The 13,514-nt window shown below is 55.0% G+C and carries 9 protein-coding genes; 7 read left to right on the top strand and 2 right to left on the bottom strand.

From position 1 onward, the window contains the following. Positions 1-429 precede the first annotated feature (429 nt). On the bottom strand, positions 430-810 hold the full coding sequence (locus RC85_RS22025; RefSeq protein ID WP_068266904.1) for a hypothetical protein: 381 nt from the start codon (positions 808-810) through the stop codon (positions 430-432). A 190-nt stretch (positions 811-1,000) separates the two neighbouring features. Continuing rightward, the gene (locus tag RC85_RS22020; RefSeq protein ID WP_068266903.1) at positions 1,001-1,639 is read right to left on the bottom strand and encodes a hypothetical protein; all 639 of its coding nucleotides are present in this window, start codon (positions 1,637-1,639) and stop codon (positions 1,001-1,003) included. A gap of 350 nt (positions 1,640-1,989) precedes the next feature. On the opposite strand from RC85_RS22020, the gene RC85_RS22015 reads away from it, so the two are divergent. The 7 genes from RC85_RS22015 to RC85_RS21980 all read left to right on the top strand — a co-directional run bounded on the left by RC85_RS22015 (position 1,990) and on the right by RC85_RS21980 (position 13,389). Continuing rightward, complete coding sequence (locus RC85_RS22015; protein WP_068266902.1) at positions 1,990-4,425, top strand: DNA gyrase/topoisomerase IV subunit A; 2,436 nt, start codon at positions 1,990-1,992, stop codon at positions 4,423-4,425. 434 nt (positions 4,426-4,859) lie between these two features. Next, complete coding sequence (locus RC85_RS22010; RefSeq protein WP_068266901.1) at positions 4,860-5,642, top strand: hypothetical protein; 783 nt, start codon at positions 4,860-4,862, stop codon at positions 5,640-5,642. Positions 5,643-6,202: 560 nt separating this feature from the next. Continuing rightward, positions 6,203-7,639 carry a transcription termination factor NusA gene (nusA, locus tag RC85_RS22000; RefSeq protein WP_068266899.1) on the top strand — a complete coding sequence of 479 codons (1,437 nt, stop codon included), beginning with the start codon at positions 6,203-6,205 and terminating at the stop codon, positions 7,637-7,639. Between the two features lie 292 nt (positions 7,640-7,931). Beyond that, complete coding sequence (gene infB / locus RC85_RS21995) at positions 7,932-10,883, top strand: translation initiation factor IF-2 (RefSeq protein WP_068266898.1); 2,952 nt, start codon at positions 7,932-7,934, stop codon at positions 10,881-10,883. Positions 10,884-10,968: 85 nt separating this feature from the next. Continuing rightward, complete coding sequence (rbfA, locus tag RC85_RS21990; RefSeq protein ID WP_068266897.1) at positions 10,969-11,373, top strand: 30S ribosome-binding factor RbfA; 405 nt, start codon at positions 10,969-10,971, stop codon at positions 11,371-11,373. A 39-nt stretch (positions 11,374-11,412) separates the two neighbouring features. Continuing rightward, positions 11,413-12,603 (top strand): hypothetical protein, encoded by a 1,191-nt coding sequence (locus RC85_RS21985; protein ID WP_068266896.1) that lies wholly within the window; start codon positions 11,413-11,415, stop codon positions 12,601-12,603. A gap of 36 nt (positions 12,604-12,639) precedes the next feature. Further along, entirely contained in the window at positions 12,640-13,389 is a 750-nt protein-coding gene (locus RC85_RS21980) for a YebC/PmpR family DNA-binding transcriptional regulator (RefSeq protein WP_068266895.1), read from the top strand. Positions 13,390-13,514: the final 125 nt, after the last annotated feature.

The following is a 13,514-nucleotide window of genomic DNA, read 5'->3' as shown; positions in this document are numbered from 1 at the left end:
GCTCGGTTTCGCGGCTACGCCGCGAAACCGAGCCAGAGAATTGGTGAGATATAACGCTGCCATCCGGGGATTTACATCCCCGGCAGAGAGCTTCCGTCCCTCCGGGACTATTCACTCAGCAACTGTCCTGAAACAAGTTCCGTCTTTGGTGAAATCTTTCGTAGCTGGGCCCGCCAGGGTTCAGTCGGGTACAGCTAGAAGTGGACTGAACCCTGGCGGGACCAGCTACGGGAAAACCGAGAAGCTATTTCGGGACTATTCACCAGCGTTATGATCGCGGATCGATCAACGACAATTTGCGTTGATTTGTTCGGCTGCCCTTGGGATGGGTGACGACACCAATCCTGCAGTAGTTAATACGAAGTCCCTTGCGAAAGGCGACGCTTATTCGCCGCTCGTTCCTAGACGCTAACATCCAATACCTTCGTTTCACCAAGGGCCTCGGACGTAGTACATTCCGAATTGATCGGTATGACTGGGCCAGTTGGGTGTGTGGCGGAAAGTTCCGGCGGCTGCTGCGCCGGGAAAGTTTGCACTGCGACCAAATTGGTGATGGATCGCGTGGTTGGTGTTTTGGCTGACGCCCCATGAATACGTTTGACGCATGTGAGCGGTCGGTGGCACGACCAATGCCAGCGGTTGACCGTACTGCTGTTGTTGGTAACCGCCGTGCCAAGCACGGTCCATTGCAAAGTTGTGTGACCAAACCTGAGTCATCGCGTAGGGATCACCAGCACTGGCTTCTTGCTGAGTCAACGAAGTAAACGAGACCGCCACCAAGCCGGCGATAAGCAGAGTTCGAGCGATCATGTTTAGGTTTTCCGATGTTAAGTTTTGACAGGAGTGATCGTAGGCCGTAGCGAGCGGAGCGAGTTACGGCGTGCATCGTTGAAATAAGGAACGAGCGGGAAACTAGTGTCGCCTTTCGCTCCGCGAAAGTAGCGAATCCGCTGCTTTCGCAGAGCGAAAGGCGACTATAAAAAGTCGCACGTTCCTAAGCTTAGCGAGGAATCCGCAGCTTGTTCCAGTAAATGTTGCTGATCGCTTGGCGAACAGGCGGGCTGTAATACAACGCTTTGGTGCGATTCAAGCCGCGACCGTTGTCATAATACTTATGGAATCGATTCTTATGCCAGTAAAGATATTCTTCTGGATAAAAAGGTTGATAGGTGTTGTAGGTGTGGCCAACACGCTGTGGCACGGGCAGCGGCGACACATACATTTGGGCGTTGGCAGCGTTCTGATTGCCCTGCGTGTAATAGTTATAGAATAGGTCTGGCTGGCCGTACGAGCGTCCGATTCCGCCTGAACCTTCTGTAACCACGCCGCCATCAACGATCTCGCCGTCGGACATGGGCATGTCGCCGGCATAGGACGAACCTGCCGACGAATCGACCACGGTGTCGCTGACGACTTGCTCGCCGACGATGTATTCACCGCCACCAAGTTGTTGGCCCCCGAGATGCTGCCCCCCAAAATGTTGGCCCCCGAAGTGCTGACCCCCGAAATGTTGACCCTGAGCGGTCGCGGCGGCGAACGCCAAAACGAGGGCGGCGGCGACCAGCGTCGGTCGGAATAGCTTTCGCTGCGTCGCGCTTCGGCGCGTCACAGATCGGTTTGTTGCAGGTTGAATCGTCATGGCCGGTTCCTCCGTGAACCTTCAATCGTCGGCAATTTGAGAACACGGCCAACGGGAATCAGTGAGAATCGATCCTTCGACTTCTCGCGCAGGCTTCGTGCATATCACTCGAATTCGGCAAAGACGTTGCCGTTGGATCAATTTTCGCTTCTCCGCCAACCACCTTGCCGCAATATGCAGTTCCATTACTTTGGGTTCGACCGCTATAACCCGCCGCAGTCTCACCAAGACGACGAATTAACCCAACTGTCGCGATCGTTGCAACCGGCGTATCTTTGCACAGGCATGGGAACTCACGGGCATGGGAACCAGGAATAACCCCACGATACGACTCTAGGATTGCATCAGCAGTGGCTAAACGGCGAACAAGAAACAACAAAGCAAACCGGGACAAGGAATCAGGCTCGCTGTTTGAAGCCATCGGTGCATCGCTTGTCGGCATTCCGCTGCGACAAGCGGCTCAGGAAAAATACCTGAACTATTCCTTGTCGGTGATCACCAGCCGTGCGTTGCCCGATGTTCGCGACGGGCTGAAACCGGTCCAGCGACGGATTCTGTACACGATGAGCCAGCAAGGTTTGTCGGCAACGGCCAAGCATCGCAAGTGTGCCAAGGTCGTGGGTGATGTGATGGGTAACTATCACCCCCACGGCGACAGTTCGATCTACGAAGCTCTGGTGCGAATGTCGCAATCCTTCTCGCTCCGCATGCCGCTGGTCGATGGTAGCGGCAACTTCGGCAGCATCGATGGCGACAACGCGGCGGCGATGCGGTACACCGAATGCCGAATGACGCCGGTCGCCGGCGAAGTGCTAGCCGACTTGTCCACTCGCACGGTCGCCTTCAAGCCCAACTACGACGGCAGCCGCGAAGAACCCGTCGTGCTGCCATCTCGCATGCCCAACATGCTGGTCAACGGCGCGACCGGAATCGCGGTCGGGATGGCGACCAACATTCCACCGCACAATTTGAAAGAAGTCTGTTCGGCTCTTTTGAAACTGTTGCGCGATCCCGAGGTCAAGGATTACCAGCTCGTCGCCAACGATGCGATCCAAGGCCCCGACTTTCCCACCGGCGGCCAGATCACGAACACCAAAGACGAACTACGCGAGATCTACGCGACCGGCAGCGGCACCATCAAACTTCGCGGTACGCACAAGATTGTTAAAGGCCCCAAGGGTTTGCGGACGTTGCAAATTGTGTCGATTCCCTTCGGCGTCAACAAAGCTGCGATGTGCGAACGGATCGGCGAACTGGTTTTCGGTGGCAAGCTGCCGCTGGTCACCGAAGTTCGCGATTTATCGACCGACGAAATCCGCGTCGATCTGCTGCTAAAGAAAGACGCTGACGAAAACAAAGTGCTGGCGTATCTGTACAAGAACACGCAGTTGCAAAACAATTTCAACGTCAACCTGACCTGCCTGGTCCCTACCGAAAATCCAGAAGTCGGCGCACCGAACCGGTTGAGTCTGAAAGAGATCCTTTGGCACTTCCTGCACTTCCGTTTACAGGTCGTCACCAAGCGCCTTGAAAACGAACTTCGCCGATTGGAAGCACGGATTCATATCCTGAACGGCTTCGCGTTGATCTTCGACGCACTCGACGAAATCATCCGCATCATTCGCCGTAGCGATGGCAAAGCGGATTCAGCCAAAAAGATCATGGCCAAGTTCCCTGCCGACGACCAAGGCGGTGGACTGGACGAAGTGCAAACCGATGCGATTCTGGAATTGAAACTGTATCGTTTGGCTCGGCTGGAAATCGAAGTCATCCTCAACGAGCTGAAAGACAAGAACAAACGGGCTCGTCAAATCCGCAAATTGTTGGCCGAAGATACCAAGGACACCAACGCGTCAGGTCGATGGGCGATCGTTCGCGAAGAGATCGAAAAGATTGTCGAGGATTACGGCAAAGATGCCGCAGCGAAACGGCGTTCTTTGATCGACACGGTGGAAGACCAGGAATACAGCGCCGAGGATTTCATCGTCGCTGAAGATTGCCATGTGTTGGTGACCAAAGACGGTTGGATCAAACGCCAGAAACAAATCGCGGACCCCGGCAAGAGTCGGCTGCGGCAGGGCGATGCCGTTCTGGCGTGTGTCGCCGGCAGCACGCGTGCCTGCGTCGGTTTGTTTTCCTCGATTGGCGTTTGCTACACGGCGCGGATGGCCGACATCCCTGCATCAACCGGATTCGGTGAACCGATCCAAAAGCTGTTCAAGCTAAAAGATGGCGAGAAAATTGTCTCGGTCATGTCCTTTGATCCACGCGTTGTGGGTGACATCAAGGAAGACCCAAAGAACCCTGAACTGTGTCCGGCCGTGCATGCCTTCGCCGCTTCATCGAGTGGTTTTGCGTTACGGTTTGGATTGGAAACTTACGCCGAAGCGTCCACCCGCAGCGGCCGTCGGTTCGCTCGAGTCGCAGGCGATGCAAGGATCATTGACGTCGTTCCGATCGATGGAAGCGAAACCATCCTGGCGATCTCGCAGCAATGTCGGGCGATGATCTGCACGGCCGAGGAAATCAATTATCTGTCGGGCCCCGGCAAAGGCGTGACGCTGATTCGGTTGGGCAAAGAAGACACGTTGTTGGGTTTTAAGGCCAGCAATGGCGATCGCGATTTGCTGACCGTCAAAACCAATCGTGGTGCAAAAAAGACGATCAGCACCGCCAAGTACCGTGTGACTTCACGCGGCGGCCGCGGCAACGAGATCCAAAAGAACGGACAAATCGCAGAGATCGTCACCGACCCGATCGAATCACCAGCCGAATTGCCAGGTTAAGAACGCGTGGGAAATCGTGTCGCCTTTCGCTGGGCGAAAGTAGCGAATCCGCTGCTTTCGCGGAGCGAAAGGCGACTATGAAAAGTCGCACGTTTGTTAGCCGAACTACTGTGCTGTTTTGTAAGCGTGGCGTGAATTCATCGACTGTAGTTTTTTTGCAACAGCCATTCGTTGTCCGGGCGCAACGCTAACTATCGCTGAATCGCAATTCAGTGAGTTGCTAAAAGTAGGCCTTGTTGAGCGGTGCGAAATACGGCGATGCTCATGTTTTGCCGTATTTCGCTTCGCTCGATACGGCCTGCATCTGATTTACAGATCAGCTTGCCTGCACCCGACAAGTCTGCGACGGGAACTCACAGGGCATGCTTTGGTCCTGATTTTGCTTTCGGTGTGTGAGCACACTCACGCATGAAACGAAATCAGGAGAGACAGCTTTGGAATCTCAACGAAATGAGCCTCGCGACGATCGACCTCGCCATTATCGGCCTCATTTGATTGTCGTCTTTGCGATCGTGATGGTTTGGTTGGCCTCCAACGCAAACGCGGATCAGATGGACGGTTCTTTGTTGCCGACATTGAACACGATTCAATTGGATGCGACGCACTCGATTGCATCGGATCATCCAGCTCTTTGGCAACGCGATGGCAACCGGCCCGTTTCGGTCGATTTGAAATCCGCTTTGGCCAACTTTGACGCCGATGCCAGTCCCGACGGTTGGCGAGCCAGCGTGGTCATCCGTGACGCGAATGCGAATCCTGTGATCATGCGATCGATGGCCACCTTCACGTTGGTGCCTCGACTTGCTTTGTGGGATCGCAACCGTTTCATGGACTCGGATACCGAAGCGATGACTTGGTCGATGCAACTGCGTTTTGATGAACATGGAGTCGCCAACGTCACGCTTCCGCTGCGTCGATCGCTGGAGTCGAATTTCGGATGGTCGTCGGCGGGTTCGTCTTTCCCATTTGATTCGATCAGCTCGCGAAGCAGAAATCATGAACGCTTTCGCAGTGGGAATATCGCGATCAGTCGGGTTTACTCAAGCAACAGACGACGCAGCGTTGGCGGCATCTCTTACACTCGCGTCGACGTCCCCAGCACCGGGATGATGCGAGTGCGAGTTTCGGTACCGACCGAAGGAGTATTCGAGGCGGAAACGATGGTTCGCTTACGGCCGGCCAACTTTGTAAGTCCAAGCTGGCCCGGATCTCGTTGAGGATTTGGCACTTTGCGGTGATCGATGTAGGCCGTAGCGAGTGAAGCGAGTTACGGCCTACTTTAAGGGGTTGTCGGCGACCTTGAATTCCGCCCACCCTGTCCCGGCCCGCAGGACAACTCACCTTTTCAATCTGGGGTTGGGGACTGAAAAGCTAAGCCGCATAGGCTGTGAATGAATGAGCAATCCCAAAACTTGTACTTCAACTTTTTCTTAAACTTCAACTCTCACGGCAATTCTCATGGCGAAAGTTTAGGTTGAAGTTCAAGTTTACGTTTAAGGATGGGATAGCTTCACAGGCTAGCAGCGTTAGCAAGGGGTTGATGATATCCCTTGCTTACGCTGCGGGTTGGGATTTCAGTCCCCAACCCAGATTGAAAAAGTGAGTTTCCCAATACCCGCCCACCTTACGGTTGACATATTTTGGTGGTCGCGATAAGGTCGATAAATCAATCGAGCAAACGTTTGCCCGGGCCGAAAGGTTCGGGCAGTTTTTTTGCTTGTGCATTAATTTGTGCATTAATTTATCGAAATTCCTGTCAACACCATCGGCCGCAACCATGAATCCGCAAGATATCCTTCGCTATGTTGATTCGCTTCACCGCGAAAAAAATATCGACAAAGAGCTTGTGTTTTCGGCGATCGAATCGGCGCTTCAAACTGCTGCGAAACGGCAATACGGTGAGGAAGCCGACATTCAAGTTTTGTTGGACCGAACCAACGGCAAAATGAAAGCTGTTTTGGAAGGTGACGAGCTTGGCGAAGATCAGATCGGTCGCATCGGGGCTCAAACGGCCAAACAGGTGATCATTCAAAAGGTCAAGGAAGCCGAACGTGATTCGTTGATGATCGAGTATCGCGAACAGATCGGCGATATCGTGACCGGAATCATCGGGCGAGCCGACGGTGGCGTCGCTACGGTCAATCTTGGCAACGTCGAAGCAATCCTGCCTCGCAGCGAGCAGATCCCTGGTGAACAATTGCACGCCGGTGAACGCGTTCGCGCCGTCGTCTTCGAGGTGCGTGCGACCGGCAACCGCGTCCGCGTGGTGCTCAGCCGAACTCGGCCGCAATTGGTCCAGCGACTTTTCGAGCAAGAGATTCCTGAGATCGGCGAAGAAATTATCGAGATCAAATCGATCAGCCGCGAACCGGGCTATCGCAGCAAGGTGGCCGTGCATAGCGTCGATTCACAGGTTGATCCGATCGCCGTTTGCGTTGGCTATCGCGGCAGCCGAATCAAGGCAGTCCGCGAGGAATTGGCCGGTGAACATATTGATGTCGTGCGTTATAGCGACGATCCAGAAATCCTGATCCCCAACGCCTTGCAGCCTGCTGAAGTCGAACAGGTATTGCTGTGTGACATGATCGGCCGGGCGATTGTGTTGGTCCAAGAGGATCAATTGTCGCTGGCGATCGGACGGCGTGGCCAGAACGTTCGCTTGGGAAGCAAGCTGTGCGGTTGGGACATCGAAATTATGACCGGCGGCGAGCTGGAAGAACAAATCGAACGAGCGGTGGGCGGATTCAGCCAGATTCCTGGCATCACCGAAGAAATCGCCCAAGGCTTGGTCGAGCAGGGATATCTGTCGTACGATGATTTGTCGGTGATCGAACCGGATCTGTTCATGGAAATGAGCGGCTTGTCGGCCGAAGATGTGGACCGAATTGTCGAGGTGGCGGAAACCATGGCTGAACAGGCCGAGGAAGCTGCCGCTGAGGAAAAACGGGCTCGCCGCGAACGTGATCAACTGCAAAAAGAAGCCGAAGCAGCCGGGATCGCTGAGCCAGAAACACCGAAAGCTGCGGCAGCGCCCGCTGAGAATGCTGCTGAGAATGCTGCCGAAAATGCTGCTGAAAAGCCCGCTGAAACTGAACCTGCCGCCGAACCAGCAGCCCCGACCGAAGAGGCCGCTGGCGAAGTACCGGCAGAGGCGGCAGCAGAAACGACCGAGGGTGAAGATTCGGCTCCGTCAACCGCTTCCGAGAAGAGTTGACGGGATTCTTTCGCGAAAGTGCTACGGGAGACCTCTGCGAAAACAGTTTTCTTCGCTATTGTAGTGCCGACAGCCGGGGCGAGTCCTCGGCGATGCCATGACATTGGACCCCCGTCATGGGCGATTCCCAAGTAGTTTGGTGCGATCATGTTGATCCGCTAATCTGATTCTTTGGGAACCGACCAAGGCGATGGAGGAATTGATTTATGTGACCATTTGAACGACCGAACCCCGTCTCTGACGAATCAGATGCAGACGAGGGTTCCAAACGAATTGACAGGATTTCCACCAAGTGCCCGCACGCATTTACGCGCTCGCCAAAGAACTTAATCTCGACAGCAAAGATCTCGTCGACCTTGTGAAAAAGGTCGGAATTACCGGGAAGGGCTCGGCGCTTGCCAGTCTGACCGACGACGAAGCTCAGAAAGTTCGCGACCATCTCGCCGGATCATCTTCCGCGCCCGCTCCCAAAGCAAAGGCTCAGGAACCAGCCGCACCGATGGGTGCAGTTCGCGATTCCGTAATCCCGGCTGAACGGAAACAGGTCGTCGTCAAATCCGCTCGCAAACCGGGGCTGGCCGCACGAAAGACCAAGGCCGAAGCGGCCGCAGACACGGCCGCGGCTGCGGAACCAGCGGCCGCAGAAGCCGAGCCTGAAACAAAGCAGCCGGTTGTCGAAGAAACCGTTGCTCCATCCGTTAATGAACCGGCCGTTGATGAACCATCCGTCGATGAACCGGCCGATGTTGCGGATACGCCGGTCGCTGAGCCAGTCGCCGAAGCAACTCCGCCAATCAACCCCGACGCCCCCGTCAAACCGGCGGCTCCCAAGGCTAGCCTGGCCAGCCGCATTGCAAGCCGCATGGGCGCTCGCAAACCGGCGGCCGATGGCAACTCGCCGATCCGCCGCGATTCTGCTGTTGGCGGCGGCGGCAAGGTTCGCCAATTGGACAAACCCGGTACACGTGCCGGCGACAAAAAAGCTGGCGATTCGGCGAAAGCAAAACGACGCGAGCCTCGCATCAACGTCAAAATGGCGTCGCTGCCCGACGTCGCCGATGCACCTTCGGCAAAGCCTGCCGCTGGTGAACCCAAGGCTCAAAAACCTGACGTCAAACTCAGCCCCGATGCCATTGCCGGTCACCGCCAAGGCATGCGAGCTCCACTAGAAGATCTCGCCAAGCAAGACGAAGACAACAAACGCAAGAACCGAGCTGGGTTGGCTGGTTTCACCGGCGACAAGAAGAAAGGTGGCGTTGCCGAGGAAGAGGAAAACAAAAAGAAGAAGGGCCTGGCCGGAATGGCGGGCTCGCGTGCCGATCGAACTCGCGGGAAGTCACGCGGTCGAGTTTCGCTGGACCAACGCGGTGGCTACGACGCTGCCCGCAGCTATCGAAATCGCAACCGTTCGTCCAAGCGAAAGGGCATCAATACGGCTGCTCCGCGTAAGGACGCCGTGGTCCTGGAACTGCCTTGCACGATCCGTTCGTTCAGTGAAGCCGCCGGAATTTCCGCTGGCAAAGTGCTCGGCACGCTGATGCAAATGGGCATCACCACCAACATCAATATCAATTCACAGTTGGATCTGGAAACAGCCGAAATGATCGCGGCTGAATTGGAACTGACGATCGAATTGAAGGAAGCTGAAACGCTTGAAAACTCGCTGATCGCCGAATTGGAAGATCGCGAAGACGATGTCGAATCGATGATCGCTCGTGCTCCTATCGTGACCTTCCTGGGCCACGTCGATCACGGCAAAACCAGCTTGCTGGATCACCTGGTTGGCATCAACGTCGTCAAGGGTGAAGCAGGCGGAATCACGCAGCACATCCGGGCCTACGAAGTCGAAAAAGATGGTCGCAAGGTAACCTTTGTCGACACGCCTGGTCACGAAGCGTTCACCGAAATGCGTGCTCGTGGTGCCAACGTGACCGACATCGCCGTGTTGGTGATCGCAGCGGATGACGGCATCATGCCGCAAACCGAAGAAGCGATCAGCCACGCCAAAGCAGCCGAAGTCCCCATCGTTGTCGCGCTGAACAAGATCGATCTTGAAGGCGTGGACGTTAATCGCGTGATGACTCAAATGACCGAGCATCAATTGACGCCTTCGGAATGGGGCGGCGATGTTGAAATCGTCAAAACCAGTGCCACCCAAGGCATTGGGATGGACGAGTTGCTCGAAACACTTTTGGGCATTGCCGAGCTAAACGAGTATTCAGCCAACCCTGACCGCGAAGCGATGGGCGTTTGTTTGGAATCCGAACAACAAGGCGACCGCGGTGTCGTGGCCAAACTGATCGTGCAAACCGGAACGCTGCGTGTCGGCGATGTCGTGGTCTGTGGCGATACGTACGGTCGCATCCGAGCGATGAAAGATACACTGCACGGCGATCCCATTGACGAAGCTGGCCCCAGCACGCCCGTCAGCGTCATGGGCTTCGATCAAGCACCGGGCGCGGGTGACCGTTTCCATGTCTTGGACGACATCAGCAAGGCTCGTGAAATTGCCGAGTCGCGTGAAGATGCCTACAGCCAGGAATCGCTCTCGGGCAGCACCACCAAGGTGACTTTCGAGAACTTCCAGGAAATGCTCGAAGACGGTCGTCTGGGTCAAACCGAGGACAAGGTCAAACTGAATTTGATCATCCGTGCCGACGTGCGAGGTTCACTGGAAGCGATTCAGAAAGAACTTCAAAAACTCGATCACCCCGAAGTCGAAATTCGAGTGCTGCAACAGAGTGTCGGTGGCGTTACGCTTGCCGACGTTACACTGGCGTCAGCATCCGATGCCGTGATCGCAGCGTTCAACGTGATCCCGGACGACAAAGCACGAGCACTAGCCGATGAACGCGGTGTCGAAATTCGTCGTTACAACGTGATCTACAAGTTGACCGACGAAATCAAACTGTTGATCGAAGGCCGACTGAAACCGGAAGAACGCGTCGTTGAACTCGGCCGCGCGGTCGTCAAGCAAACCTTCAGCATCAGCCGCGTGGGCACGATCGCGGGTTGCTATGTCGCCCAAGGTTCGATTCAACGTGGTTGCCGAATTCGGATCAACCGAGATGGGCGAACGATGGGCGATTACGCTCTCGATTCACTCAAACGGATCAAGGAAGACGTCAAGGAAGTGCCAAGAGGAATGGAATGCGGGATTCGACTGCAAGGTTTCAACGACATCAAACAAGACGATGTTTTGGAAGCCTACAAGATCGAAGAAGTCGCCCGAACGCTGGATTGAGCATCCGGTAGTGGATCTTGTTAAAGATCCCATGCTCGAATGTCTTAACACCTAATTCCTAACACCTAAAACCTGATTCCTTCTTTTGACTAGCCGCCGTTTGCTAAAAGCCGCTGAAGCGATCCGCGAAGTGGTCGCGTCTGCCATCCTAACCGAGCTTCGCGACCCTCGGGTTCGCGATGTGACGGTTGTTGGTGTCAAAGTCAGCCCCGATATGCGCGAGGCCACTGTGATGGTCAGCATTATGGGCAACGAATCAGAGCAACAGCTCAGCCTGCGTGGTCTGCAGAATTCAGCCGGATTTTTGCAGAGCAGAATCGCGGGACGGATCGAAACTCGGTACACACCGCGACTGCAATTCAAGGTCGATAAAGGTGTGGCTCATTCGTTAGAAGTCAGTGAAATCCTGGCTAAAATCCAACGTGAAAAAGAAGCGGGAAACGTCGAATCTGAAATCGAATCTGATTCTGATTCCGTTTCCGAAAACTAAACCAACTAAGCATTTAACCACCTGCGTCTGCACCCAAATATGTCTGCAAGTAACCGGGCCGCTCGAATCACTAAGCTGCAAGCGGCACTCAAAAAACACTACAAGCCTCACCCCGACGGTGCGACACGCCCGTTGCTGGAACACGTCCTCTACGCCTCGCTATTGCAAGACGCACCAAGCGAATTGGCTGATGAAGGTATGGCAAAGTGCGAACAGGAATTCTATGACTGGAACGAAGTCCGTGTCACTTCGGTCACCGAACTGACTCAGGTTCTCTCGCGATTGCCAGAACCAGCCAAAGCAGCGGAGCGATTGAAGAGTAACCTGCAGGCGATCTTTGAAGAATTTTATACCTTCGACTTGGATCACTTGAAGAAAGAGAACCTAGGGCGAGCGGTCACGAAGTTCGAAAAGATGCCCGCGATGACGCCATTCGTGCTCAGCTACACGATCCAGCACGGACTCGCCGGTCACTCGATCCCGATCGATTACTCGGCCATGGTGATCATGTTGGTCACCGAAATCGCGTCTCAGCCCGAAGCCAACACCGGCAAAGTCCCCGGTCTGGAACGTGCGATTCCCAAGAACAAAGGCATCGACTTTTCGGGATTGCTGCACCAGTGCGCGGTAGCGCTGAACAAAAACCCGAAAGACAAAACCGCTCGCACGGTCATCGATGCGGTCGATAAAGGATCCAGCAAGCGACTCGATGAATGGCTGGCCAACAAGAAGGCCGCCAAGAAACGCGTTGTCAAACGCAAAACAATCGAACGTGCCGAAGCCGAGGAAGCGGCCAAGATCGAAGCCGAAATGGAAAAGCTGGCTCCCACTAAAAAGGGCGGCAAAAAGAGCACCGGCAAAAAAGCTGCGGCGGCGACTCCGGCGGTGAAGACAGACACCAAGGCGGCGGCTGCGAAAGAAAAGAAGGCGGCAGAGGCTAAAGAAGCTGCCAAGAGTTCCAAGAGTTCGGCGACAGGATCCAAGAAAGCTGCCGCATCCAAATCCACCAAGGCTTCTTCTGCCGCCAAATCTGCGACCAAAAAAGTAGCTGCCAAGAAACCAGCAGCCACCAAGTCGGCTGCGAAAAAAACGCCAGCGAAGCCTGCGTCAAAAAAGAAGTCCGCAAGTTCGACAAGCTCAAAGAAAGCAACTGCGTCGAAATCGACTTCAAAAAAGAAGACTGCCAAGAAAGCAGACAACCGAAAGCTGACCAAACGTAAACCTCGTTAATTCACACTTCCAACTTCTCACTTCACTCTTCGTACTATGGCCGGACACTCAAAGTGGGCGAACATCCAACACCGCAAAGGTCGAGTGGATGCCGCGCGTGGGAAATTATGGAGCAAGCTTAGCAAGGCGATCATCATCGCAGCCAAAGATGGTGGCGGTGACCCCGACGCAAACTTTCGGCTTCGCAAAGCCGTCGATGATGCCAAGGCAGTATCGATGCCCAAGGATAACATCGAACGAGCCATCAAGCGTGGCACCGGTGAAATCGAGGGCGGCATTCTGGAAGAGATTGTCTACGAAGGTTACGGCCCGGGCGGCGTCGCAGTGATGTGCGAAACGCTGACCGACAATCGAAATCGAACCGGCCCCGAAATGAAAACCCTGTTTTCAAAGCACGGTGGCGATGTCGGAAAAACAGGCTGCGTGGCGTACCTATTCGACCGCAAGGGCATGTTCGTCTTCCCCGGTGATTGCGATGAAGAATCGTTGACGATGGTCGCGTTGGAAAACGGCGGCGAAGATATCGAGCAAACTGACGAAGGCAAGTTCCAGGTCACCTGCCCACCCGAAAATTACGACGCGCTTTCGGAAGCCTTCGACGCCGCCGAGCTGAAACCAGAGATCAGCGAAGTCACTCGAATGCCGCAAATGATGGTGGACGTCGATGTCGATTCAGCCCGACGGGTCATCCGCTTGCTAGAAGCCATCGACGAACACGACGACGTCCAAAACGTCAGCACCAACCTGAACATCACCGACGAAATGATGTCCGAGGATGAGTCTTAAAACGTAGTTGATCCCGCCAGGGTTCAGTCCAACGCCGTGACTGTTTAACCGCGTTGGGCATCGCCCCGCGCCGTGAAGGGTTTCTGAACTGTTTAACCGCGTGGGCATCGCCCCGCGCGTTCGGG

The organism is Rubripirellula obstinata, from assembly GCF_001642955.1.
Taxonomy (GTDB): domain Bacteria; phylum Planctomycetota; class Planctomycetia; order Pirellulales; family Pirellulaceae; genus Rubripirellula; species Rubripirellula obstinata.
This window is presented reverse-complemented; position numbering and strand designations above follow the sequence as displayed.

Coding starts and splice junctions, on each gene's coding strand:
- RC85_RS22025 (WP_068266904.1), bottom strand. CDS start 810: ATGATCGCTCGAACTCTGCTTATCGCCGGCTTGGTGGCGGTCTCGTTT.
- RC85_RS22020 (WP_068266903.1), bottom strand. CDS start 1,639: ATGACGATTCAACCTGCAACAAACCGATCTGTGACGCGCCGAAGCGCG.
- nusA (WP_068266899.1), top strand. CDS start 6,203: ATGAATCCGCAAGATATCCTTCGCTATGTTGATTCGCTTCACCGCGAA.
- RC85_RS21985 (WP_068266896.1), top strand. CDS start 11,413: ATGTCTGCAAGTAACCGGGCCGCTCGAATCACTAAGCTGCAAGCGGCA.
- RC85_RS21980 (WP_068266895.1), top strand. CDS start 12,640: ATGGCCGGACACTCAAAGTGGGCGAACATCCAACACCGCAAAGGTCGA.